Source organism: Streptomyces sp. NPDC028711 (assembly GCF_055565415.1).
On sequence record NZ_JBVHUJ010000001.1, the window covers coordinates 281188 to 305477 of the forward strand.

The following is a 24290-nucleotide window of genomic DNA, read 5'->3' on the forward strand; positions in this document are numbered from 1 at the left end:
CGGAGGCGTCGGGGATGCGGGCGGGCGGGGAGCACCCGGAGATCCGGGAAGGTCACGTCCTGCCCGGGGAAGGTCACGTCCTGATCCGGGAAGGTCACGCCTTCACCAGCCCCTCGGTCGCGCCGCCGAGCGCCAGGTACACGTCCTCGAGGCTCGGCGTCGCCAGGGTGAAGTCGTCGAGGGCGGCGAAGGCGGCGCCGCCGGTGACGGTGGCGACGGCCGCGCGGGCCGCGTCGGGGGCGAGCCGGAGGATCCAGCGCCGGCCCGTCTCCTGGGCGAGCCCGCGCAGCGCGGCGACCTCGGGCAGGTGGAGGGGGGCCGACTCGCGCCACACCAGCTCGACGCGGACCTCGCCCGCGACGCGTTCCTTGAGCCCCGCGGGGGTGTCGCAGGCGATGACCCTGCCGTGTTCCAGGACGGCGACCCGGTCGAGGACGGTCTCGGCCTCGATGACGTTGTGGGTGACGAGCAGCACGGTGGTGCCGTGTTCGGCGCGCCGCCGGTCGACGGCCGCCCAGACGGCGCGGCGGGCGACGGGGTCCATGCCGGTGGTGGGCTCGTCGAGGACGAGGACGGGGCGCCGGCCGACGAGCACGGCGGCGAAGCAGGCGAGCCGCCGCTGTCCGCCGGAGAGCTTCCTGAGGGGCCGGGAGGCGAGTTCCCCGAGGCCGAGCTCCGCCAGGACGGCGTCGCGCTCGGCGCGGGCGTCGTGGGCGGTGAGGCCGCGCAGCCGTCCGGTGGTCTCGGCGGCGAGGGCGACGGTCAGCTCGTCGAGGGCGGTGGACTCCTGACCGAGGTAGGCGAGGAGCCGGGACGCCCGCTCGGGGTGGCGTACGAGGTCGTGGCCGAGGAGCCGTACGGTGCCGGAGTCGGGGCGCATGAGTCCGGTGAGCTGGCGCACGAGCGTGGACTTGCCGGCTCCGTTGGGGCCGAGCAGGCCGAAGATCTCGCCGCCGCGCACGTCGAGGCTGATCCCGTCGGTGGCCCGCACCTCGGGTGTCGCGGGCGCACCGCGCCTGCCGCGCGTGGCGGGGTACGTCTTGACCAGATCCCGCACCGCGCACACCGTACTCACGGGGGAAGAGCCTACGGGGTCGCCGGGCCCGCTCCGGGCGCGGGGGCGTGTTCGCCGGCGGCCCGGACGTCGATCTCGCGCCAGAATCCGGCCCGGATCGCGTACCGGTCGTGCTCGTCGATCTGGTCGTCCTTGTGGGCGAGCAGACCGAACCGTGCGGCGTAGCGGAGGAGTTCGCCGTCGATGCGGTGGGGGATGCGGGGGTAGAGAGTGGACAGCTTCTGGACGTGGCTCTGCTCGGGGAGCCGTTCCATCCACCGGCGGGCGAACACCTGTCCGACCTCGAACGGGTCTCCGCCGACGGTGGTGATGTCCTCCTCGCGGTCCGCCCAGCGCTGCTCGGCGCTGGTGAGGGTGGCGAGGGTGGGCAGGAACGCGGTCTCGGCCGGTTCGCCGAGCGCGGTGGCGGGGCGTTCGACCCAGCCCCGGTCGGAGGACCAGCGGAGCGCGCTCGCGCCCTGCGGCGCGGGGGCGCCGTTGGCGGCGGCCGCGCCGGGACCGCGCAGTCCGGCCAGGTCCTTGGGGGTGGGGACGACCTTGCCGGGGGCGGGGGCGGCCGCGCCGGAACCGTCGCCGTGCTCGTCGTCGCGGACGTGCCCGTTGCCGTGGGAGTGGCCGTCGCCCCGGTGCGTACGGCCGTCACCGTGGACGTGGCCGTTGCCGTCGGCGGTGGAGACCTCCCCGGCGGCCCGGGTGGCGGCGGCCTCGTCGGCGGCGCGTCCCGCGGAGGCGGCGAGGGCCGCCTCGGGCAGCGGCGCGGAGAGGATGGCGGCGATCTCGGGGCGCGGGGCGGGCGGCGGCGAGCAGATGCCGGTGAGGTCCTTGGCGCGGACGGCGCGGGTGATCCAGGCCCGGTCGAGGACCCGGCGTTCGTCGGCCTCGGCGACCAGGTCCTCGGACTGGTTGTAGTCGCCGTCGGCGGCCTGGACGGCCCAGAGGTGGACGGCGACGCCGTGCTCCTTGGCGGACATCAGGCCGGGCAGCAGGTCGCCGTCCCCGGTGACGAGCACGATGTCGGAGCAGGCCCTGTTCCTGGCGAGTTCGGTCAGCTCGGTGTGCATGGCCGCGTCGACGCCCTTCTGCGCCCAGCGTCCGTCGCTCCGGGTCAGCGCGCCGAGCCGGACGGTGACCCGGGGCATCACCCGCAGCCTGCGGTGCTCGGGCTGGGGCACCCGGTCGGGCGCGCCGTCGAACCAGTAGATCCGCAGCAGGGGCAGCGCGGTCTCGGCCTCGGCGCGCTGGCGCAGCTGCTGGATGAGCCCGGCGTGGTCGACGGTGATCCTGGAGCGGGCCGGTTCCCCGGCGAGGAGACTGGCGGCGGCGCCCAGCAGGTAGCCGGCGTCCACCAGGACGACGCAGCGGTCCACGTGTTCCACCCTCTTTCGGGAACCTCGGGATCGGAGTTGCTTCGGATTTCCTTCGAGTCTGCCCGAAGGGCGGGGGCTCGACGGCCGGAACTGGATCATCGGCGTGGCGGATGTCACGTTCGACGGATCCTTACGCTCCGTAATGATCCAACATGCGGTGGTTAGTGCGGTATGTGAGTCTGACAGCGGCCCTGGCCCCTAGGTCCCTTTGAGGAGGCATCACCATGGCCAAGAACCGCAATCAGAACCGCAGCCAGAAGCAGCAGTCGCCGGCCGAGCGCGGCAGCCAGCAGGCGCAGCAGTCGGCGATGGAGTCCGAGGCGTCGCAGCGCGCCTCCCAGGTCCTGCCGAGCGACGTCGCCCGCAAGGGCCGTCAGAAGCGCTTCGGGCACAACTGACGCGACCGACGGCAAAGGGGCGCGCCCGTGACCACGGGCGCGCCCCTTGCGCGCGGACCCGCGCGGACCCGTACGATCGCGCCCCTCACACCGCCGTCGTCGGCCTGCCCAGGTACCAGACCGGGCTGGAGTCGTCCTCGTCCACGGCGAGCAGCCGGAACCCCAGCCGGTCGTAGAAGGCACGCGCCGGGGTGTTCGCCCTGACCATGCAGAGGTGGACGGCAGGGACCCCGCGCCGCCGCAGCGCGTCGAGGAGCGTCGCGATCAGCGCGCGGCCGTGCCCCCGCCCCTGCCAGTCGGGCAGCACGTCGATGTGCAGGTGGGCCGGAAAACCGGCCAGTTCGTCGCGGACCATGTGCTCCGGCGCGTGCAGCAGCTCGATCATCTCCTCGCTCGGCGTACGGGCCGCTCCCGTGAGGGCCGGGTACCGGCCCGTCACCCGGGGCAGCCACTCGGAGCGGAACCGTCCGGCGAAGGCCGCCGTGTCCGGAGCGCCCAGCACGTACCCGACGGCGCTCCCTGCGCCGTCGTCGAGGACGAAGGCGAAGTCGGGTTCCAGCTCCACGTACGGGTAGGCGAAGATCGTCGGCATCAGCTCCGGGTCGGGATGGACGTGCGACGAGTCCCCGCCCTCGTGTGCCGTCCTGACGCAGATGTCGGCGAGGGCGGCGCGGTCCGACGGCCGGTACGGGCGGATGTGCGGCTCTGAGGTCATCCACCGCACCCTGCCACCTTGGGAGCGCTCCCGCAGCCCGATTTCCGGGGAGAAGCCGACGAGGCGCCCCGGAGGACGCCTCGCCGACCACACAGGGGTCCCCGCGTCTAACCCGCCAGGCAGGACGGGCCGAGCAGCACCTTCAGGTCGCCGAAGAGCGCGGGGTCGGGCTGGACCCGGTGCCGGTCGAGACGGAGCACGGTCGTCTTCCGGGGGCCCTGGAGCTTGATCCGTACCTCGGTGTTGCCCTTGTGGTGGCCGAGGATCTCGCCGAGGCGGGTGACCATCGGCGGGGTGACCTTGACGGTGGGGATGGTGAGGACCACCGGCGCGTTGGTCCCGGCGTTCGACAGGTCGGGGACCATCAGTTCCATCGCGACCAGCCGGGGCACGTCCTCGCGCTTGTCGAGCCGCCCCTTGACGAAGACGACCGTGTCCTCGACGAGCTGGGTGGAGACCAGCTGGTACGTGGCCGGGAAGAACATGCACTCGATGGAGCCGGCCAGGTCCTCGACGGTGGCGATCGCCCAGGCGTTGCCCTGCTTGGTCATCTTCCGCTGGAGGCCGGAGATGATGCCGCCGATGGTGACGACCGCGCCGTCGGAGTGCTCGCCGCCGGTGAGCTGGGAGATCGCCGCGTCCGTCTTGTCGGAGAGGACGTGCTCGATACCGAAGAGCGGGTGGTCGGAGACGTACAGGCCGAGCATCTCGCGCTCCTGGGCGAGCAGGTACGACTTCTCCCACTCGACGTCGGAGAACTCGACGTCGAGACCGAAGCCGGGCTCGTCGGCGGTCTCGTCGCCCATGCCGCCGAAGAGGTCGAACTGCCCCTCGGCCTCCTTGCGCTTGACCGCCACCACGTTGTCGATCATCGGTTCGTGGTGGGCGACCAGGCCCTTGCGGGTGTGGCCCATCTCGTCGAAGGCGCCGGCCTTGATCAGCGACTCGATGGTCCGCTTGTTGCAGACGACGGCCTCGACCTTGTCGAGGAAGTCCGGGAAGGAGGAGTACTTCCCCTTGGCCTTGCGCGTCTTGATGATCGACTCGACGACGTTGGTGCCGACGTTGCGGACGGCGGAGAGACCGAAGAGGATCACGTCGTCGCCCTGGGCGGCGAAGTTCGACTCGGACTCGTTCACGTTGGGCGGCAGGACCTTGATGCCCATGCGTCGGCACTCGTTCAGGTAGACGGCGGACTTGTCCTTGTCGTCCTTGACCGAGGTGAGCAGTCCCGCCATGTACTCGGCGGGGTGATTGGCCTTGAGGTAGGCGGTCCAGTAGGAGACCAGGCCGTACGCGGCGGAGTGGGCCTTGTTGAAGGCGTAGCCGGCGAAGGGGACCAGGACGTCCCAGAGGGCCTTGATGGCCTCGTCGCTGTAGCCGTTCTTCTTGGCTCCGGCCTGGAAGATGGTGAAGTTCTTCGCCAGCTCCTCGGGCTTCTTCTTGCCCATCACGCGGCGGAGGATGTCGGCCTCGCCGAGCGAGTAGCCGGCGATGATCTGCGCGGCCTTCTGCACCTGCTCCTGGTACACGATCAGGCCGTAGGTGACCGCGAGCACCTCTTCGAGCGGCTTCTCCAGCTCGGGGTGGATCGGGGTGATCTCCTGCTGCTTGTTCTTGCGCAGCGCGTAGTTCGTGTGGGAGTTCATGCCCATCGGGCCAGGCCGGTACAGGGCGGACACGGCGGAGATGTCTTCGAAGTTGTCGGGCTTCATCAGCCGGAGCAGCGAGCGCATGGGCCCGCCGTCGAACTGGAAGACGCCGAGGGTGTCGCCGCGCTGGAGCAGCTCGAAGGTGGCCGGGTCGTCCAGCGGCAGGGCGAGCAGGTCGAGGTCGATGCCCTTGTTGGCCTTCACCATCTTGACGGCGTCGTCCATGATGGTGAGGTTGCGCAGGCCCAGGAAGTCCATCTTGAGCAGGCCGAGCGACTCGCACTGGGGGTAGTCCCACTGCGTGATGGTGACGCCGTCGGTGTGCCGCACCCAGATCGGCGCGTGGTCGACGATCGGCTCGCTGGACATGATCACGCCGGCCGCGTGGACGCCCATCTGGCGGACCAGGCCCTCGACGCCCCGGGCGGTGTCGATGACCTTCTTGACGTCCGGCTCGTTCTCGTACATCGCGCGGATCTCGCCGGCCTCGCTGTAGCGGGGGTGCGAGGGGTCGGTGATGCCGTTGAGGTCGATGCCCTTGCCGAGGACGTCGGCGGGCATGGCCTTGGTGAGCCGGTCGCCCATGGCGTACGGGTAGCCGAGGACGCGCGCGGAGTCCTTGATCGCGTTCTTCGCCTTGATCTTGCCGTACGTGCCGATCATGGCGACCTTGTCGGAGCCGTACTTCTCCGTCACGTACCGGATCACCTCGACGCGCCGGCGCTCGTCGAAGTCGATGTCGACATCGGGCATCGAGATGCGCTCGGGGTTGAGGAAGCGCTCGAAGATCAGGCCGTGCGGGATCGGGTCGAGGTCGGTGATGCCCATGGCGTACGCGACGATCGAGCCGGCGGCGGAGCCTCGGCCGGGGCCGACGGCGATGCCCTGCTTCTTCGCCCACATGATGAAGTCGGCGACGACGAGGAAGTAGCCGGGGAAGCCCATCGAGATGATGGTGTCCATCTCGTACTCGACCTGCTTCATGCGGTCCTCGGGGATCCCGTTCGGGAACCGGCGGTGCATGCCCCGCATGGTCTCCTCGCGGAACCAGCTGACCTCGGTGTACCCCTCGGGGATGTCGAACTTCGGCATGAGGTTCTTCTCGACGAACATGCCGTCGGTGCTGACCTGCTCGGCGACCAGGAGCGTGTTGCGGCAGCCCTCCTGCCAGGCGTCCGAGGAGTCGATGGCGTACATCTCGTCGGTGGACTTGAGGTAGTAGCCGGTGCCGTCGAAGCGGAAGCGGTCCGGGTCGGAGAGGTTCTTGCCGGTCTGGATGCAGAGCAGGGCGTCGTGCGCGGTCGACTCGTGCGCGTACGTGTAGTGCGAGTCGTTGGTGACCAGGGGCGGGATGCCGAGCTTCTTGCCGATCTCCAGGAGCCCGTCGCGGACCCGGCGCTCGATCTCGATGCCGTGGTCCATCAGCTCCAGGAAGTACCGCTCCTTGCCGAAGATGTCCTGGTACTCGGAGGCCGACTTGAGGGCCTCGTCGAACTGGCCGAGGCGGAGCCGGGTCTGCAGCTCGCCGGAGGGGCAGCCGGTGGAGGCGATGAGCCCCTCCGACCACTTCGAGATGGTCTCCTTGTCCATCCGGGGCCACTTCTGCAGCCAGCCCTCGGCGTAGGCGTCGGAGGAGAGCCGGAAGAGGTTGTGCAGTCCGGTGTTGTTCGCCGCCCAGATCGTCTTGTGGGTGTAACCACCGGAACCGGAGACGTCGTCCCGCTTCTGGTGCGGCTGGCCCCACTGGATCTTCCGCTTGTTGCGCCGGGACTCGGGGGCGACGTACGCCTCGATGCCGATGATCGGCGTCACCCCGGCCTTCTTCGCCGAGTGGAAGAAGTCGTACGCCCCGTGCAGGTTGCCGTGGTCGGACATGGCGATATGGGTCATGCCCATCTCGTTGCACGCGTCGAACATGTCCTTGAGCCGCGCGGCACCGTCCAGCAGGGAGTACTGGGTGTGGACGTGGAGGTGCGTGAAGGGCGGCTTGGTCACGGCGGAAGGTCTCCGTAGCGGTCACAGGGGTGGCTGGGGGGACCGTGGAAGTCTACGACGGGCGACTGACACCCGAGGGGCACTCACGGCCGGGGTCGCGCGTTGAGAGGCGGGGAACACCTGTCCCCATTGCCCTGAACATTCTTCCCGTACGTCCGGTCCCAGGAGGCACCTCGAATGTCGGTCCCGCAGCCCACCGCCGTGGAGCGCGGTGAGCACATCCTCACCGTCTTCGACACCGCCTTCGGCGAGCTCCTCGCCGCCGACCCGGCCGCCTTCCGCGTCAAGTTCCGCAAGATGGCCGGATCCGCCTTCGCCTTCTACCGGGGCACGGCCTGCCTCTTCTACGCCGACCTGGCGCGGGAGTCCGCCGGGAGCATAGGCACCGGCCCCTACCTGGACGAGCGCACCGGCCGGGTCTGGATCCACGGCGATCTGCACGCCGAGAACTTCGGCACCTACATGAACGCCAACGGCCGGCTGATCTTCAACGTCAACGACTTCGACGAGGCCTATGTCGGCCCCTTCACCTGGGACCTCAAGCGGCTCGCCGCCTCCCTGGCGCTCCTCGGGTACGCGAAGGCGCTCGGCGACGGCCAGATCACCGACCTGGTGCGGATCTGCGCCGCCGCCTACCGGGAGCGGATCCACGCGCTCGCCACCGGCGCCAAGGACCCCTACTCGTCGGAGCTCTCCTCCTTCACCCTGGAGACCGCCGACGGCGCCCTGCTCGGCGCCCTGCGCGAGGCGCGCTCCCTGACCCGCTTCGCGCTGCTCGACTCGATGACCGAGATCCGGGACTCCGAGCGGCGCTTCTCCGCGGGCGGCGGCGCGATCGAGCTGGACGCGGCCACCCGCTACAAGGTCCTGGCGGCGTTCGACGGCTATCTGGAGACGCTGCCGGAGTCCAGCCTGGCCCGCCCCGACTCGTACCGGGTCAAGGACGTGGTCGGGCGGCGCGGGATCGGCATCGGTTCGGCGGGCCTCCCCTCGTACAACATCCTGCTCGAAGGCAACAGCGACGCCCTGGAGAACGACGTCGTGATCTACCTCAAGCAGGCGCAGACCCCGGCGGTCTCCCGTCATGTGACGGACCCGGCGGTACGGGAGTACTTCCAGCACGAGGGTCACCGGACCGTGATCTCGCAGCGGGCGCTCCAGGCGCACGCCGACCCGTGGCTCGGCTGGACGGAGCTCGACGGAGCGGGACAGCTGGTCGCGGAGGTCTCGCCGTACGCGGTGGACCTGGACTGGTCGGACATCGACGACCTGGACGAGATCGCCGCGACCGTGGCGGACCTGGGCCGGGCGACGGCGACCATGCACGCGGCGGCGGACGACTCCAGCGGCCACTCGCTCGTGCCGTTCTCGACGGAACGGGCCATCGACGCGGCCATCGCCGCCGACGAGGAGGGCTTCGGGGACCTCCTGGTGGACTTCGCGCACGCGTACGGGGCTCGCGCCCGGGCCGACCACCAGATCTTCGTGGACCTCTTCCGCAACGGCCGGATACCCGGGCTCTGAGGACGGGACCCGTGAGGCTTCGCACAGGTTGCCCTTAGCGACCCCTTACGGCCCGGCATGGCACACTCCACGACGATGGACATGGCAGGGACGCAGCTGAGGGCGCTGCGGGCGGCGTTCTTCACGGCACTGGTCGTGACGCTGTCCGTGGCGTCCCACGTGCTGCTCTCGCGCGTGCCGCTGCCGCTCGGCACGGTCGTGCCGGTCGCGGTCGGCGTCTTCGCCGTGGCGTACGCGCTGGCCGGCCGGGAGCGCGGCCTCGGCCCGATCGCGGGGCTCCTCGTCCCGCTCGAACTGGCGGCGGACACGCTCTTCACCAGCGGCCAGGCGGTCTGTTACGGCGCCGTCGGCGGCCCGGTGGCCGGTTCCCTGCGCACGGTGGGCCTTGAGGTGTTCTGCGGCGGCGCCGTGGGCACCCCGCTGCCGGGCGTGGCGGCCCCCGAGAGCGGCACAGCGGCCGCCCTGCTCGACTCCCCCGACCCGGCGCTGCCGTGGCTGCTGCTCCTCGCCCATGTGGGCGTGGGCCTCTCGGCCGCGGTCTGGCTGCGCGGCGGCGAGCGGGCGCTCGGCCGGCTGTGCGGCGCGGTGGCGGGCTTCGCCTGCCGGCCGCTGCTGCTCATGGCGGGCCTCTCCGGTACGACCGGTCCGGCGCCGCGGCGCGCCGGACGACCTTCGGGACGGCCCCGGCCCTCCCGTACCCGGCTCCTCACGCACTCCGTGGGGCGGCGGGGACCGCCGTACCCGGCCTTCGCTCTCGTCTGAGCGATACGGCCCCAGGCACGCAGTCCCCTCTTCCTTGCTCCCGGCTCCGCCGGACCACACCTCACGGAGATCACGATCATGAGTGCACGCAACTCCCAGGCCAACAAGGCAGCCGCCCGCGAGCGGCTGCGCGTCGAGCGCGAGCGCCAGGCGAAGAAGGAGCGGGCGCGCCGGCAGCTCGTCGTCGGTGTCTCGGCCGTGGCCGTCCTGGCCGCTGCCGGCGGCATCGGCTACGCCGTGGTGCAGTCCAACAAGCCCTCCGCGTGGGAGACGGCGGCGAAGGCCACGACCGTGACGGCCCCGAAGAACACCTCGGGCACGAACGGCACGACCGTCGTCATCGGCAAGGCGTCCGCGAAGAAGACCCTGGAGCTGTACGAGGACTCGCGCTGCCCGGTCTGCGCGACCTTCGAGCAGTCGGTGGGCGCCACGGTCGAGAAGGACGTGGAGGCGGGCAAGTACAAGATCAGGTACATCGGTGCCACCTTCATCGACGACGCCGCCACCGGTGAGGGCTCGAAGAACGCCCTCTCGGCGCTCGGCGCGGCCCTGGACGTGAGCCCCGACGCCTTCGTCACGTACAAGGCGGCGCTCTACTCGGCGAAGTTCCACCCGGAGGAGAACGACGACAAGTTCGCCAAGGACTCCTACCTCCTGGAGGTGGCGGACTCCGTGCCGGCCCTCAAGGGCAACGCCGCGTTCAAGAAGAACGTCGAGGAGGGCACCTTCGACGCCTGGGCGATGAAGATGTCGAAGGCCTTCGACGACAGCGGGGTGACCGGCACGCCGACCCTGAAGATGGACGGCAAGCCGGTGACGGTGGCGGGTGGCGACAACGCGCCGATGACGCCGGCCGAGTTCACCACGGCGATCGACGCGGCCCTCAAGGGCTGACCCGAGCGGCCTCCTTCCTCCTCCCTGATCCGCTCCCCTCCGGCGGATCAGGGGGCGAAGGAGATCATGCGGGGCTCGTGCTGGGCGTCGTCGCCGCTCAGGTTCTTGGGGGTGAGGACGAGCCGGTCGCCCACGTAGGCGTTCTCCCCGACGACCCCCGCTCCGAACTCGACCCTCGCGGTGGACGTGGGAAGCTTCAGCACGTCCTTGATCGTGCCGACGCCGCCCGGGCCGACCCGGAAGACCCGCCCGGGCTTTCCGCCCGTGCTCACCTCGTAGACGAACCCGGTCCTCCCCGGACCGACGCGCAGGGGGAAGTAGCCGTACGAGGGCGTATCCGACTTCACGCCCCAGACCAGCTTCCCGGTGCCGAGGTCGTAGGCGCCGACGCGATCGGTGCCGCCCAGGACGACGAGCCCCCCGCCGACGACGGCCTCCCGGCAGGCCTGGGCGTCGCCGGAGGTGTCCACCGAGTCGCCGCAGTGCTTGAAGCCGTTCCCCCGGGGGTCGATGGTCCTGCGGGCCCGGCCGTCGGGCCCGAGGACGACGACCCGCCAGTCGTCGGTCCGCGTCTCCCGGCCCGCGGTGGTGATCACGGCCGGGTCGACGGAGAGCACCTGGCCGACCCTCCGGCCCGGCTCCGTCCGGAAGCGCCACCGGACCTTGCCCGTGGCCGGGTCGATCTCCCGGACCTGGTGGTACGACGTCTCCGTCAGGGAGATCGCGCAGACGGCGAGCACCAGGAGCCGGCTGCCGCCCGCCACCCTGCCGGGATGGCACTTCCCGGGGTTCTCCATGGGGATGTCGTACAGCTTCCTGCCGTCGGCGACCCGGTACGCGGCGGCCTTCATGCTGTGGACGAACGCGACGGTGCCGCCGCTGATCGCGCTGTCCACCATGATCGTGTCGTCCCCCGCGCCCGTCTCGGTGAGCTCCTTGTGCCAGCCCGGCTTGCCGGTGCGCAGGTCGATCATCCGGAGCTGGTTACACCGGGCGCCGGTCCACGCCTCGACGTTCTGGAGGATGATGACGACCTTGCCGTCGGGGGTCGCGTTGACCGGCGTCTCGCAGACGGGGGTCGGGAGGGTGATGCTCCACAGCTCGGCGCCGTCGCCGAGCCGGTGGGCGACGACCTTCTTGTAGACGGCCTGGACGACGGTGTCCCCGATGATCCAGAGGTCCTCGGTCGGGACGTACCGGCGGGGCAGGTCGGTGCGGTCGTCGACGATCCAGGCGCTCGCCTCGCCGGCCCGGCGCTTCCGCGCGATCTCCTCGCCGGTCGGGATGCGGGAGGGCGTCGGCGTGGGGCGGGCGGTCGCCGTCGGCGGTGCCGTCGTGGTGGGCGGGGCTCCGCGCTCCGCCCTGGCGCGGTCCGCTCCGGAGCGCTCACCGAGGACGTACCCGCCGGTGCCGACGAGCAGTAGCAGCGCGAGGCCCGCGGCGACCAGCGGCCACCGGCGGCGACGCGGAGGGGGCGGCGGCGGACCGTAGCCACCGGGGGCGTACGGGTTGTCCGGGGCTGGCCAGGACGGCGGGCGGTGCCTGTACCAGGGCTCGTTCGACTGCGACATCCGGTTCCCCCCTGCGACGGTGCGAGCGGCCCCCTCGGAAAGTCCGGTCCGGAGAGGCGCTCTGATCCCGGGTCAGGTTAACGACCCCCACGGACACCCGGCCGAGGCCGGGGTGCGACCGGTGGGCGACGGGCCGGCGAACTTCCGGATATCGCCTGCCCTCCGGGGCTACCCGACAGTAATCTGACTGCCCGTGACCAGTCGATACCTTTCCTCTTCCCCCAGCCGGCGCACGGTCGTCAAGGCCGCCGCCGCCACCGCCGCGGTGCCCGCCCTCCTGGGCGCGGCCTCCACGGCTCACGCGGTCTCCGGGGCGACCGCGTTCCTCCACGGCGTCGCCTCCGGCGACCCTCTGCCCGACGGCGTCCTGCTCTGGACGCGCGTCACTCCCACTCCCGACGCCATACCCGGCTCCGGCCTCGGCGCCGACGTCCAGGTCGGCTGGGAGCTCGCCGAGGACCGGGACTTCGCCCGGATCGTCGCCTCCGGTACGGCGACGGCGACCGCGGCGTCCGACCACACGGTGAAGGCGGACGTCCGGGGTCTGCGCCCGGCCACCTCCTACTGGTTCCGCTTCACCGCGGACTCCGCCGTCTCCCCCGCCGCCCGCACCCGTACGGCACCGGCCGTCGACGCCGCCGCGCCCGGTGTCCGGTTCGGTGTGGTCTCCTGCGCGAACTGGGAGGCCGGCCACTTCTCCGCGTACCGCCACCTCGCCGCCCGCGCCGACCTGGACGCGGTCCTCCATCTCGGCGACTACCTCTACGAGTACGGCAGCGGCACCTACCCGGAGGAGAAGTACACCGTCCGGCGGCACGAGCCGCGCCACGAGATCGTCTCGCTCGCCGACTACCGCGCCCGGCACGGCCACTACAAGACCGACGCGGACCTCCAGGCGCTGCACGCGGCCCACCCGGTGATCGCCATATGGGACGACCACGAGTTCGCCAACGACGCCTGGACGGGCGGGGCCGAGAACCACACCCCCGGCGCCGAGGGCGAGTGGGCGGCCCGGGTGGCCGCCGCCAAGCAGGCGTACTTCGAGTGGATGCCGGTCCGCGCCTCCACGGAGGGCACCGTCTTCCGCCGTCTCCGCTTCGGCAGGCTGGCCGATCTGCACCTGCTCGATCTGCGCTCCTTCCGCTCGGCCCCGGCGAAGACGGGCAGCGGCGGCGTCGACGACCCGGAGCGGAGCGTCACGGGCCGGGCCCAGCTCGACTGGCTCAAGTCGGGTCTCGCGGGCTCGGACGCGACCTGGCAGCTGGTCGGCACCTCGGTGATGATCTCGCCGGTCGCCTTCGGTGCCCTGCCCGCCCACCTCCTCGAGCCGCTCGCCGAGCTGATGGGCCTGCCGAAAGAGGGGCTCGCGGTCAACGTCGACCAGTGGGACGGGTACACGGACGACCGGAAGGAGCTGCTCGCGCACCTGACCTCGCGGGCCATCCGCAACACGGTCTTCCTGACCGGTGACATCCACATGGCCTGGGCCAACGACGTGCCGGTGAAGGCGGCGACATATCCGTTCTCGGCCTCGGCGGCGACCGAGTTCGTCGTCACCTCGGTGACCTCGGACAACCTCGACGACCTGCTGCACGTGGCCCCGGGGACGCTCTCGGTGGTGGCCGCGGGGGCCATCAGGGCCGCCAACCGGCACGTGAAGTGGGTGGACATGGACCACCACGGCTACGGCGTCCTCGACGTGACCGCCGAGCGCTCGCAGATGGACTACTACACGGTCTCCGACAAGGCAGATCCGGCCGCGACGAGCGCCTGGGCGCGCTCCTATCGGACGCTCAGCGGGACGCATCGGGTCGAGCGGGTGGACCAGCCCGTCCGCTGAGGTTCCCCTGTTGTTCCCCTGACGGACACTCATGGTTGATTTTCAGCCATGATCGCTTCTGTTAACAGCAGATCACGTCGCTACGGCGGGTGGCCGGATTTGGAGATCGAATCCGGACACACCACCCGCCTCCGTCACCCCGACTGTTACGTCGACGTCTCAAACTCCGGAAGCCGCACAAGTTTTTCTTCCCGATGCCCTGAATTGCTCCATGAGTGATTGGGCCTGATCGCTCCTCAACAGCCTCTGACATGGACGCGTAATCTCCCCGCCGTGGCGAGGAAGTTCCTCACCACCACCCCCCGCGAGGAGTCACCGTGCGTGCTCTTGTCCGTATATCGCCGCGTATGTCACGTCGTATGCTCGGCACTGCCGTCATGGCCGGAACCCTGGCCCTGGCCCCACTGTCCGCCCCGGTGGCCACTGGCGCCCCCACCGCCACCCTGGCCGGCGCCTCCGCCGAGGACTGCGTCGACGAACACGACGACGCCCTCTCCGGCGCCCGCAAGGCGCGCGGAGCCGAGAGCCACGCCCACGAGCCCAACGAGGTCACGGCCGCCCAGGCCAAGCTCATGGACGAGGACTTCAAGAAGAAGTTCTCCGCGGCCCGCGCCGAGGGCCGCCTCAGCGCCTCCGCCGAGACCGGCGCCGCCGCCGTGGTGAACATCCCCGTCTACTTCCACGTCATCCACTCCGGGACGACGGGCAAGCTCTCCGCCACCCAGATCAACAACCAGATGGCGGTCCTGAACGCGGCGTACGCCGGCCAGGGCACCGGCAACGTGAACTCCAACTTCCAGTTCACCCTTGCCGGAACCACCTACACGGACAACGCCTCCTGGTACAACCTGGCCTCCGGCTCCACCGCCGAGAAGCAGATGAAGCAGACCCTCCGCCAGGGCGGCGCCGGCGCGCTGAACTTCTACACCGCGAACCTGAGCGGCGGCCTCCTCGGCTGGGCGACCTTCCCGTCCTCGTACCAGTCGAACCCGTCCATGGACGGTGTCGTCGTCCTCGACACGTCGCTCCCGGGCGGCTCCGCGGCCAACTACAACGAGGGCGACACCGCCACCCACGAGGTCGGCCACTGGATGGGCCTCTACCACACCTTCCAGGGCGGCTGCACCGGCAACGGCGACTACGTCACCGACACCCCGGCCGAGAAGAGCCCGGCGTACGAGTGCCCGACCGGCCGTGACTCCTGCGCCTCCAAGGCCGGCGTGGACCCGATCCACAACTTCATGGACTACACGTACGACGCCTGCATGTACCAGTTCACCGCGGGCCAGGTGACCCGTATGAACGAGTACTGGACCGCGTACCGCGCCTGATCCGGCCGGACAGAGGTGTGGCCCCCGGGGGAACTCCCCCGGGGGCCACGCCCGTTCGACAGGTCCTACAGGTCCTCGATGAAGGCCAGCGCCACCGACCAGGCCCGCTCGGCCGCCTCCTCGTCCCAGTCCGGCAGGTCCGCGTCCGTGAACACGTGACCGGCGCCCGGGTAACGGTAGATCTCCACGTCCGCCCCCGCCTTGCGCATCTGGAGGTACCAGGAGGACAGCCAGTCGTGCGTCTCGAAGGGGTCGGGATCGGCCACGTGCAGCTGTACGGGCAGCTCGTCCACCGACGCGGACTCCGCGAGGTCCGAGGTGCCGTGGAACAGCAGCAGCCCGCGCGCCTTCTCGTCCCCGAGCGCCAGGGTCTGCGCGATCGAGGCCCCGAGGGAGAGGCCCATGTAGACCAGTCCGCGCTCGGAGTAGGGGGCGGCGGCGAGGACCGCCCGCTTCAGCAGCTCGTCCTTGCCGATCTCGTCCCGGAGCTCCACGCCCTCCTCCACGGTCCCGACCGTCCGGCCCCCGTAGAGGTCCGGGGTCCAGACCTGGTGCCCGGCGGCGCGGAGCCGCTCGGCAGCGGCCTCGACGGAAGGGGTCAGCCCGTAGGCCGAGTGGAAGAGCATGATGTCCATGCGTCCCATCCTGCCATCCGGCCCCCGGGGCACCGGCCTCACCGCAGGCTGCGCACGTCCAGCTGCCGCAGCACCCGGTCCACCACCTCCGGGTCGGCGCCCGGCTCGCTGCGCGCGGCGAGGACCTCGTGCCGCGCGGCCGACATGAGCTCCCGCTGGATCCGCTGCACGGCCTTCAACCGCTTCGTCCGCTCGACGAAGGCGGCCTTCCGCTCCTCGTCGACCATGTCGGGGCTGATCCGCGCCCCGATGTCGTACGCCCCGCGCAGGAGGCGCTCCTGGAGGTCCTCCGGCAGCTCCTCGACCTCCTCGATCTCCTTGAGCCGCCGCTTGGCGGCCTTCGCCGCCCGGAGGGCGAGATCCCGTTCGAGGGCACGCTCGGCGTCCGCGTCGGCCCGCACCCCGAGCCGTCTGACCAGCCAGGGCAGCGTGAGCCCCTGGAAGACGAGGGTGGCGATGATCACGCAGAAGGCGATGAAGACGATCTCGTCGCGGCCGGGGAACGGCGAGCCGTCGTCGGTACGGAGCGGGATGGCGAGCGCGAGCGCCACCGAGGCCACCCCGCGCATCCCGGCCCACCACATGACGATGGTCTCCCGCCAGCTCGTCGGGATCTCCTCGTCGACGTCCCGGCGCGTGTGCAGCCGCTTCGCGAGCCAGGTGGCGGGCAGCAGCCAGAGGAGCCGGACGCCGACGACCACCGCGACCACGACGGCGCCCCAGCCGAGCATCTGCCGGCCGTGCCCCTCGGCGACCCCGAAGACGTGCACGAGTTCGAGACCGATGAGACCGAAGGCGATGCCGGTGACGAGGGTGTCCACGACCTGCCAGAAGGTCTGCCCGGCGAGCCGCCCCATGACGTCGTCGGCGTCGGCCGCGTGCTCGGCGAGGAAGAGCGCGGTGACCAGGACGGCGAGGACGCCGGAGCCGTGCAGCTCCTCGGCGAGGACATAGCTCACGAAGGGCACGAGGAGGGTGAGGCCGGTCTGGAGGGTGGCGTCCCCCAGGAGCCCGATGAGCTTGTGGGAGAGCCAGCCGAGCGCCAGGCCGAGGACCATGGCGACCACGGCGGAGAGGACGAGCTGCCCGGCGGCCTCGGGCCAGGAGAAGGAGCCGCTGACGACGGCGGCGATCGCCACGTGGTAGAGCACGATGGCCGTGACGTCGTTGAAGAGCCCCTCGCCCTCCAGCATCGACACGAGGCGGCGCGGAAGCCCGAGCGAGCCGGCCACGGCGGTCGCGGCCACCGGGTCGGGCGGCGCGACGAGGGCGCCGAGCGCGATCGCGGCGGCCAGCGGAAGGCCGGGCACGAGCGAGTGCGCGACCGCGCCGACGGCGGCCGTGGTGACGAAGACGAGGGCGACCGCGAGCAGGAAGATGGGCCGCCTGTTGGCCGCGAACTGCCGCCAGGAGGTGCGCTGCACGGAGGCGTACAGGAGCGGCGGCAGCACCAGCGGGAGGATGAGCTCCGGCGGGATCTCGACGTTCGGTACGAAGGGCAGGAAGGCCAGCACGATCCCGATGAGGGTCATCAGGACGGGCGCGGGCAGTCCCAGCCGCTCACCGAGGGGGACGGTGAGCAGGGCGCCGAGCAGCAGCAGGAACAGCAGGGCCAATTGATCCACGGCCCCACCCTGCCACGTATGCCCGTTTCAACCCTTATCGCCCCAACTGGACACCCGCGAGAGAACCACGGCGCCCAGCCACCGACCCTAGAGCCCCCGCTTAAAGGACCTTACGCATGGCCCGGTGCGGCATGCCCGCGTCCGGGAACTCGGGGCCGTACGCCTCGTAGCCGAGCCGCCCGTAGAAGCCCAGCGCGTGCGTCTGCGCGTGCAGGTCGACGGCGGTCAGACCGCGCTCGCGCGCCGCGTCCTCGACGGCCCGTACGAGCGCCGCGCCGACCCCGAGGCCGCGGGCCGCCTTGGCGACCGCGAGACGGCCGAGCGAGCCCACCGAGGCGTCGCCGCCGGTCTTCCCGACCGCGTCCGCCCCGAACAGCAGCCGCCCGGTGCCGAGCGGCAGCCCGTCCTCGCGCACGGCGAGCACATGTACCGCGGTCGCGTCGTACGTGTCGTACTCCAGCTCCTGCGGAACGCCCTGCTCCTCGACGAAGACCTCGCGGCGAACCGCGAAGCAGGCCTCCCGGTCCTCGGCGCCCAGGGCCTCACGGACGCCGTACGCGGCGCTCACTGGCTCTCCGACGCGATCCGGTCGAGGGCCTTCCGCAGGTCCTCGGGGTAGGTGCTGGCGAACTCGACCCAGGCGCCGTCGCCCGGGTGCTCGAAGCCGAGACGGACGGCGTGCAGCCACTGCCGGGTCAGGCCGAGCCGCTTGGCGAGCGTCGGGTCGGCGCCGTAGGTGAGGTCGCCGACGCAGGGGTGGCGGTGGGCGGACATGTGCACCCGGATCTGGTGGGTGCGGCCCGTCTCCAGCTTGATGTCGAGCAGCGAGGCGGAACGGTACGCCTCGATGAGGTCGTAGTGCGTCACCGAGGGCTTGCCCTCGGCGGTGACCGCCCACTTGTAGTCGTGGTTCGGGTGCCGGCCGATGGGGGCGTCGATGGTGCCGCTCATCGGGTCGGGGTGTCCCTGCACCAGGGCGTGGTAGCGCTTGTCGACCACGCGCTCCTTGAACTGGCGCTTGAGCGAGGTGTACGCGTACTCCGACTTGGCGACCACCATCAGACCGGAGGTGCCGACGTCGAGGCGGTGCACGATGCCCTGGCGCTCGGCGGCGCCCGAGGTGGAGATGCGGTATCCGGCGGCGGCAAGGCCGCCGATGACGGTGGTGCCGGTCCAGCCGGGGCTGGGGTGCGCGGCCACGCCGACCGGCTTCATGATCACGACGATGTCGTCGTCGTCATGGATGATCTCCATGCCCTCGACGGGCTCGGCGACGATCTGGACGGGCGCCGCGGCGCCCGGCATCTCGACCTCGAGCCACGCACCACCGCTGACCCGCTCGGACTTGCCGACGACGGAGCCGTCGACCTGGACCTTCCCTGCGGCGGCCAGTTCGGCCGCCTTCGTACGGGAGAACCCGAACATACGGGCGATGGCGGCGTCGACGCGCTCGCCCTCAAGGCCATCGGGAACGGGCAGCGTGCGGATCTCGGGACTCGTACTCACCCGTCGAGTATGCCTTGTGCCGGACGTGCTCCGTCCGGCGTCAGTCCTTGTGGACGGTCCCGTCGGGGTCCAGACCGCGGAACGACAGGATCACGATGAGGATGCCGCCGCAGACGATCGCCGAGTCGGCGAGGTTGAAGACGGCGAAGTGCGCGGGCGCGATGAAGTCGACGACCGCGCCCTCGAAGACGCCGGGAGAGCGGAAGATCCGGTCCGTGAGGTTGCCGAGCGCGCCGCCGAGCAGCAGACCGAGAGCGATCGCCCAGGGCAGGCTGTAGAGCTTCCGCGCGAGCCGGATGATCACGACGATCACGGCGGCGGCGATACAGGTGAAGATGATCGTGAAGGCCTCGCCCATGCCGAAGGCGGCACCCGGGTTCCGGATGGCGTCGAAGCGCAGCACGTCGCCGATCACCCGGATCGGCTCACGGCCCTCCAGCTTGGCGACCACCAGCATCTTGCTGCCCAGGTCGAGCAGGTAGGCGAGGACGGCCACCGTGAAGAGCGCGAAGATCCTGCGCCTGCCCCTCGGCCGCTCCTCGGGAGCGGCCGACCCGTCGGACGTGGCCGCTCCGTCGGCCGCCGCCGTCCCGTCGGAGGCGGCCGAGTCGTCGGCCCCTGCTGAATCCGGCGTACCGATGATGCGCTCCGCCTCTGCCACGTGAGTGAGTCCCTCGACCTCGATGCCTGACCGTGCACCGAGGGTACGGCACAGGCGTACGACACCGGCAGCCGAGATCGTCAGCCGCGCCGCTCCTGCCGCTGCTTGTCCTCGACGCAGAGCGTGGCCCGCGGGAAGGCCTGCATCCGCGCCTTGCCGATCGGCTTCCCGCACACCTCGCAGAGGCCGTACGTGCCGGCGTCGAGCCGTTCCAGGGCGTGCTCGGTCTGTTCCAGCATCTCCCGCGCGTTGGCGGCGAGAGCCAGCTCGTGTTCCCGGGTGATGTTCTTGGTGCCGGTGTCGGCCTGGTCGTCCCCGGCGCCGTCGCCGGAGTCCCGCATGAGGCCGGTGAGCTCCTCCTGGGAGTGCGCGAGCTCGCTGCGCAGTCTCAGGACCTCCGACTGGAGCAGGGTGCGGGCCTCGGTGACCTCGGCCGGCGTCCATGGGTCCTCGCCCGGCCGCACCGCGAGCTCGCCGGTACGGGCCGGGGGCACCGCGGTCTCGTCCCCGGCGGTCGTGACGCCACCCGCGGTCTTCTTCGCTGCCACCGTGCCGACTCCTGTCTGCTTCTTCGCGGGCGCCTTCGTGGCGGCCGCCCTCTTCGCCGCGGCCTTCTTGGCGGGCGTCCTCTTCGCGGCGGCCCTGGGGGCAGCCGTCTCCTCGCCGCCGGACGGCGCGGCACCTTCCTCGTCGGCTGCCGTCTCCCCGGCGGGCCTCTCCGTGCCTGCCGACTCCCCGGCGGCCGTCTCCTCGGCTGCCGTCTCCCCGGCAGGCCTCTTCCCGACCGTCCTCTTCGCGGCCGTCCTCTTCGCGGCCGTCTTGTTCGCGGCGGTCGTCTTCCTCACGGCCGTCCTGTTCACGGCGGGCGTCTTCTTCGCGACCGTCGGCGGCTCCGCGACCGTCGTCTTCTTCCCGGCCACGTCCTTGGCGCCCTCGGCCGGACCGGTGGAACCGGCGGTCGAGGTCTTCTTCGCGGCGGTCTTCTTCGCCACCATGTCGCGGCCCCTTCACATTTTGTGATCTTGCTCGCGAATCGTGCTGGGACGATAAATCGGCCCAAGGCCCGCGGCAACGGGCCACGCCGCCGTTCCCACCCACCCCCGCGCCCCTCGGGGCGGGCCTGCCTCCGTTGTGCCCAGCTCCCCGCCGGGTAATCCGTCCCGGCCCTCCCCCACATGGCCCCACCCCAAGTCCGGCCCGCCCCGTATGGCCATTCGGGTCACGGGAAAACCGGTCTGCCACCCCGCGCCCGGCCCCGTACACTGGCCACAGCGAAAGGCTTGGATGGGGACGAGTAGCGTCGTACGCAGCCATGAGCGACCCGGGGACGGTGAGAGCCCGGGGGCGAGCCCGATGTGAAGCATCACCCCGGAGCCGTCGGAAGAAAGCCGCAGGTTCCTGCGGTGACTAGACCCGGCGTCGCGACCCCAATGAGGGGGCTCAGGGCGTGCCTGCCCGGGGCCAAGGAGGGTGGTACCGCGGGAGCAGCGCTCTCGTCCCTCCGACGGAACGACGACAGTCCGCCGGAGGAACTCGATGACACCGCCGCAGTACCGCCAGGTGCCCGCCCAGGTCGACCTGCCCGCGATGGAGCACGACGTGCTCGATTTCTGGCACGAGAGCAAGGTCTTCGCCAAGACCCTGGAACAGTCCGAGGGACGCCCCGAGTGGGTGTTCTACGAGGGCCCGCCGACCGCCAACGGCATGCCCGGCGCGCACCACATCGAGGCCCGCGTCTTCAAGGACGTGTTCCCCCGCTTCCGGACCATGCGCGGCTACCACGTGGCCCGCAAGGCCGGCTGGGACTGCCACGGCCTGCCGGTCGAGCTCGCCGTCGAGAAGGAGCTCGGCTTCTCCGGCAAGAAGGACATCGAGGCGTACGGCATCGCCGAGTTCAACGACAAGTGCCGCGAGTCGGTGACCCGGCACACCGACGCCTTCGCCGAGCTGACGACCCGCATGGGCTACTGGGTCGACCTCGACGACGCGTACCGGACCATGGACCCCTCGTACATCGAGTCGGTGTGGTGGTCCCTGAAGCAGATCTTCGACAAGGACCTCCTCGTCCAGGACCACCGGGTCGCCCCCTGGTGCCCGCGCTGCGGCACCGGCCTCTCCGACCACGAGCTGGCCCAGGGCTACGAGACGGTCGTCGACCCGTCCGTCTACGTCCGCTTCCCGCTGACCTCCGGCCCGCTGGCCGGGAAGGCGGCGCTCCTCGTCTGGACGACGACCCCGTGGACCCTGGTGTCCAACACGGCGGTCGCCGCCCACCCCGAGGTCACGTACGTGGTCGCCACCGACGGCGACGAGCGGGTCGTCGTCGCGCAGCCGCTGGTCGAGAAGGCGCTCGGCGAGGGCTGGGTCACCACCGGCGAGTCCTTCACGGGCGCCGAGATGGAGCGCTGGACCTACCAGCGCCCCTTCGAGCTCGTCCCCTTCGACGCCCCGGCGCACTTCGTCGTCAACGCCGAGTACGTGACGACCGAGGACGGCACGGGTCTGGTCCACCAGTCCCCCGCCTTCGGTGAGGACGACCTCAAGGTCTGTAAGGCGTACGGCCTGCCGGTCGTGAACCCGGTCCGCGCCGACGGCACCTTCGAGGAGGACGTGCCGCTGGTCGGCGGCGTCTTCTTCAAGAAGGCCGACGAGGCGCTCACCGCCGACCTGGAGGCGCGCGGGCTGCTCTTCAAGCACATCGCGTACGAGCACAGCTACCCGCACTGCTGGCGCTGCCACACGGCCCTGCTGTACTACGCGCAGCCGTCCTGGTACATCCGTACGACCGCGGTCAAGGACCGGATGCTCGCCGAGAACGAGCGGACGAACTGGTTCCCGGACTCGGTCAAGCACGGCCGCTTCGGCGACTGGCTCACCAACAACGTCGACTGGGCGCTCTCCCGGAACCGCTACTGGGGCACCCCGCTGCCGATCTGGCGCTGCGAGGACGACCACCTGACGTGCGTGGGCTCGCGCGCCGAGCTGACCGAGCTGACCGGCACGGACCAGTCGGAGCTCGACCCGCACCGCCCGTACATCGACGCGGTGACCTTCCCGTGCCCGAGCTGCTCGAAGACCGCGACGCGCGTGCCGGAGGTCATCGACGCCTGGTACGACTCGGGCTCGATGCCGTTCGCGCAGTACGGCTACCCGTACGAGAACAAGGAACTGTTCGAGTCCCGGTACCCGGCGCAGTTCATCTCCGAGGCCATCGACCAGACCCGTGGCTGGTTCTACACCCTCATGGCCGTCGGCACCCTGGTCTTCGACAAGTCGTCCTACGAGAACGTGGTCTGCCTGGGCCACATCCTCGCCGAGGACGGCCGCAAGATGTCCAAGCACCTGGGCAACATCCTCCAGCCGATCCCGCTGATGGACCAGCACGGCGCCGACGCCGTCCGCTGGTTCATGGCGGCCGGCGGCTCGCCGTGGGCGGCGCGCCGCGTCGGCCACGGCACGATCCAGGAGGTCGTCCGCAAGACCCTCCTGACGTACTGGAACACGGTCGCCTTCCAGGCGCTGTACGCCCGCACCTCCGGCTGGGCGCCGTCGGCCGCGGACCCGGCCCCCGCCGACCGCACGGTCCTCGACCGGTGGCTCCTGTCCGAGCTGAACACGCTGGTCGCCGAGACGACCGAGGCGCTGGAGTCGTACGACACCCAGCGCACCGGCAAGCTCGTCTCGGCCTTCGTCGACGACCTCTCCAACTGGTACGTCCGCCGCTCGCGCCGCCGCTTCTGGCAGGGCGACAAGGCGGCCCTCCGCACCCTCCACGACGTCATCGAGACGGTCACGCGCCTGATGGCCCCCCTGACCCCGTTCATCACCGAGCGGGTCTGGCAGGACCTGGTGGTGCCGGTGACGCCGGAGGCCCCGGAGTCCGTCCACCTGGCCACCTGGCCGGAGGCGGACACCGCCGTGATCGACAAGACGCTCTCGGAGCAGATGCTCCTGGTCCGGCGGCTGGTGGAGCTGGGCCGGGCGACGCGCGCGGAGTCGGGTGTGAAGACCCGCCAGCCGCTCTCCCGGGCACTGGTCGCGGCGACGGGCTTCACGGCCCTCTCCCCCGAACTCCAGGCGCAGATCACGGAGGAGCTGAACGTCAGCTCCCTGGCGTCCCTGTCCGAGGTGGGCGGCTCGCTCGTCGACACGACGGCGAAGGCGAACTTCCGCGCCCTGGGCAAGCGCTTCGGCAAGGGCGTCCAGGACGTGGCGAAGGCGGTGGCCGCGGCGGACGCGGCGGCGCTCTCGCTGGCCCTGCGCGCGGGCGAGGCGACCCTCGAGGTGAACGGCGAGACGATCACCGTCACTCCCGAGGAGGTCATCATCACGGAGACCCCCCGCGAGGGCTGGTCGGTCGCCTCGGACGCGGGCGCGACGGTCGCCCTCGACCTGGAGATCACCCCGGAGCTCCGCAAGGCGGGCCTGGCCCGTGACGCGATCCGGCTGATCCAGGAGGCCCGCAAGAACAGCGGCCTGGACGTCGCCGACCGCATCGCCCTGCGCTGGACGTCGGAGTCCCCGGAGACCGTCGAGGCCCTCACGGCCCACGCGGCCCTCATCGCCGACGAGGTCCTGGCCACGGACCACGCCCAGGGCGAAGCGGACGACACGTACGGCACCCCGTTCGAGGACGAGGGCCTGTCCCTGACGTTCCGCCTCCGCAAGGCGTAGGCGATACGGCGAAGGGCCCGGCACCCGTGGTGGTGCCGGGCCCTTCGCGTACCCGCCCGTCCTCG

At 71.1% G+C, this 24290-nt stretch carries 19 protein-coding genes; 8 read left to right on the forward strand and 11 right to left on the reverse strand.

Going from position 1 to position 24290, the window contains the following annotated elements; all coding sequences use genetic code 11:
• Positions 1–94: 94 nt before the first annotated feature.
• Positions 95–1066, reverse strand: a complete 972-nt coding sequence (locus ACZ4VK_RS01290) for an ABC transporter ATP-binding protein (RefSeq protein WP_468348788.1) — start codon at positions 1064–1066, stop codon at positions 95–97.
• A 20-nt stretch (positions 1067–1086) separates the two neighbouring features.
• Positions 1087–2451: an NYN domain-containing protein gene (locus tag ACZ4VK_RS01295; RefSeq protein ID WP_468347230.1), complete on the reverse strand. Its 1365-nt coding sequence runs from the start codon at positions 2449–2451 to the stop codon at positions 1087–1089.
• Positions 2452–2666: 215 nt separating this feature from the next.
• On the opposite strand from ACZ4VK_RS01295, the gene ACZ4VK_RS01300 reads away from it, so the two are divergent.
• A complete protein-coding gene (locus tag ACZ4VK_RS01300) occupies positions 2667–2840 on the forward strand; it encodes a hypothetical protein (RefSeq protein WP_468347232.1) in 174 nt (57 codons plus the stop codon).
• An 85-nt stretch (positions 2841–2925) separates the two neighbouring features.
• Here the strand turns inward: ACZ4VK_RS01300 and ACZ4VK_RS01305 are convergent, their stop codons facing one another.
• Both ACZ4VK_RS01305 and dnaE read right to left on the reverse strand, forming a co-directional pair.
• Positions 2926–3555, reverse strand: coding sequence for a GNAT family N-acetyltransferase (locus ACZ4VK_RS01305; protein ID WP_468347234.1), 630 nt, complete (start codon positions 3553–3555; stop codon positions 2926–2928).
• A 107-nt stretch (positions 3556–3662) separates the two neighbouring features.
• Entirely contained in the window at positions 3663–7202 is a 3540-nt protein-coding gene (dnaE, locus tag ACZ4VK_RS01310) for a DNA polymerase III subunit alpha (RefSeq protein ID WP_468347236.1), read from the reverse strand.
• A gap of 177 nt (positions 7203–7379) precedes the next feature.
• Between dnaE and ACZ4VK_RS01315 the strand changes: the two genes are divergently transcribed.
• The 3 genes from ACZ4VK_RS01315 (at position 7380) to ACZ4VK_RS01325 (ending at position 10382) form a co-directional block, all read left to right on the forward strand.
• Positions 7380–8726, forward strand: coding sequence for a DUF2252 domain-containing protein (locus ACZ4VK_RS01315; protein ID WP_468347238.1), 1347 nt, complete (start codon positions 7380–7382; stop codon positions 8724–8726).
• A 75-nt stretch (positions 8727–8801) separates the two neighbouring features.
• Positions 8802–9488, forward strand: coding sequence for a hypothetical protein (locus ACZ4VK_RS01320; protein WP_468347240.1), 687 nt, complete (start codon positions 8802–8804; stop codon positions 9486–9488).
• Between the two features lie 78 nt (positions 9489–9566).
• Entirely contained in the window at positions 9567–10382 is an 816-nt protein-coding gene (locus ACZ4VK_RS01325; protein ID WP_468347241.1) for a DsbA family protein, read from the forward strand.
• A gap of 47 nt (positions 10383–10429) precedes the next feature.
• Here the strand turns inward: ACZ4VK_RS01325 and ACZ4VK_RS01330 are convergent, their stop codons facing one another.
• Positions 10430–11953, reverse strand: coding sequence for an outer membrane protein assembly factor BamB family protein (locus ACZ4VK_RS01330; RefSeq protein WP_468347243.1), 1524 nt, complete (start codon positions 11951–11953; stop codon positions 10430–10432).
• 193 nt (positions 11954–12146) lie between these two features.
• On the opposite strand from ACZ4VK_RS01330, the gene ACZ4VK_RS01335 reads away from it, so the two are divergent.
• The gene (locus ACZ4VK_RS01335) at positions 12147–13793 is read left to right on the forward strand and encodes an alkaline phosphatase D family protein (RefSeq protein WP_468347245.1); all 1647 of its coding nucleotides are present in this window, start codon (positions 12147–12149) and stop codon (positions 13791–13793) included.
• Between the two features lie 359 nt (positions 13794–14152).
• Positions 14153–15124, forward strand: coding sequence for a zinc metalloprotease (locus tag ACZ4VK_RS01340; RefSeq protein WP_468347247.1), 972 nt, complete (start codon positions 14153–14155; stop codon positions 15122–15124).
• Positions 15125–15189: 65 nt separating this feature from the next.
• Here ACZ4VK_RS01340 and ACZ4VK_RS01345 read toward each other — a convergent pair whose 3' ends face one another.
• The 6 genes from ACZ4VK_RS01345 to ACZ4VK_RS01370 all read right to left on the reverse strand — a co-directional run bounded on the left by ACZ4VK_RS01345 (position 15190) and on the right by ACZ4VK_RS01370 (position 20099).
• The gene (locus ACZ4VK_RS01345) at positions 15190–15768 is read right to left on the reverse strand and encodes a dienelactone hydrolase family protein (protein WP_468347249.1); all 579 of its coding nucleotides are present in this window, start codon (positions 15766–15768) and stop codon (positions 15190–15192) included.
• 29 nt (positions 15769–15797) lie between these two features.
• Positions 15798–17384, reverse strand: a complete 1587-nt coding sequence (locus ACZ4VK_RS01350) for a Na+/H+ antiporter (RefSeq protein WP_468347251.1) — start codon at positions 17382–17384, stop codon at positions 15798–15800.
• A 100-nt stretch (positions 17385–17484) separates the two neighbouring features.
• Positions 17485–17952 carry a GNAT family N-acetyltransferase gene (locus ACZ4VK_RS01355; protein WP_468347252.1) on the reverse strand — a complete coding sequence of 156 codons (468 nt, stop codon included), beginning with the start codon at positions 17950–17952 and terminating at the stop codon, positions 17485–17487.
• The gene (locus tag ACZ4VK_RS01360) at positions 17949–18890 is read right to left on the reverse strand and encodes an RluA family pseudouridine synthase (RefSeq protein WP_389682975.1); all 942 of its coding nucleotides are present in this window, start codon (positions 18888–18890) and stop codon (positions 17949–17951) included. Before ACZ4VK_RS01360 ends, ACZ4VK_RS01355 begins: the two co-directional genes overlap by 4 nt.
• A 40-nt stretch (positions 18891–18930) precedes the next feature.
• Positions 18931–19551, reverse strand: coding sequence for a signal peptidase II (lspA, locus tag ACZ4VK_RS01365; protein ID WP_468347254.1), 621 nt, complete (start codon positions 19549–19551; stop codon positions 18931–18933).
• 80 nt (positions 19552–19631) lie between these two features.
• Positions 19632–20099 carry a TraR/DksA family transcriptional regulator gene (locus tag ACZ4VK_RS01370; protein ID WP_468347256.1) on the reverse strand — a complete coding sequence of 156 codons (468 nt, stop codon included), beginning with the start codon at positions 20097–20099 and terminating at the stop codon, positions 19632–19634.
• A gap of 1 nt (position 20100) precedes the next feature.
• Here ACZ4VK_RS01370 and ACZ4VK_RS01375 point away from each other — a divergent pair, with 1 nt between their 5' ends.
• Together ACZ4VK_RS01375 and ileS are read left to right on the forward strand one after the other, a co-directional pair.
• Complete coding sequence (locus ACZ4VK_RS01375) at positions 20101–20571, forward strand: hypothetical protein (RefSeq protein ID WP_468347258.1); 471 nt, start codon at positions 20101–20103, stop codon at positions 20569–20571.
• A gap of 516 nt (positions 20572–21087) precedes the next feature.
• Positions 21088–24225 (forward strand): isoleucine--tRNA ligase, encoded by a 3138-nt coding sequence (gene ileS / locus ACZ4VK_RS01380; protein WP_468347260.1) that lies wholly within the window; start codon positions 21088–21090, stop codon positions 24223–24225.
• Positions 24226–24290 lie beyond the last annotated feature (65 nt).

What these genes read in the sequence shown, in the direction of transcription:
- ACZ4VK_RS01300 (WP_468347232.1), top strand. Translation starts at nt 2,667, where the DNA reads ATGGCCAAGAACCGCAATCAGAACCGCAGCCAGAAGCAGCAGTCGCCG.
- ACZ4VK_RS01305 (WP_468347234.1), bottom strand. Translation starts at nt 3,555, where the DNA reads ATGACCTCAGAGCCGCACATCCGCCCGTACCGGCCGTCGGACCGCGCC.
- ACZ4VK_RS01315 (WP_468347238.1), top strand. Translation starts at nt 7,380, where the DNA reads ATGTCGGTCCCGCAGCCCACCGCCGTGGAGCGCGGTGAGCACATCCTC.
- ACZ4VK_RS01320 (WP_468347240.1), top strand. Translation starts at nt 8,802, where the DNA reads ATGGACATGGCAGGGACGCAGCTGAGGGCGCTGCGGGCGGCGTTCTTC.
- ACZ4VK_RS01325 (WP_468347241.1), top strand. Translation starts at nt 9,567, where the DNA reads ATGAGTGCACGCAACTCCCAGGCCAACAAGGCAGCCGCCCGCGAGCGG.
- ACZ4VK_RS01330 (WP_468347243.1), bottom strand. Translation starts at nt 11,953, where the DNA reads ATGTCGCAGTCGAACGAGCCCTGGTACAGGCACCGCCCGCCGTCCTGG.
- ACZ4VK_RS01340 (WP_468347247.1), top strand. Translation starts at nt 14,153, where the DNA reads ATGCTCGGCACTGCCGTCATGGCCGGAACCCTGGCCCTGGCCCCACTG.
- ACZ4VK_RS01345 (WP_468347249.1), bottom strand. Translation starts at nt 15,768, where the DNA reads ATGGGACGCATGGACATCATGCTCTTCCACTCGGCCTACGGGCTGACC.
- ileS (WP_468347260.1), top strand. Translation starts at nt 21,088, where the DNA reads ATGACACCGCCGCAGTACCGCCAGGTGCCCGCCCAGGTCGACCTGCCC.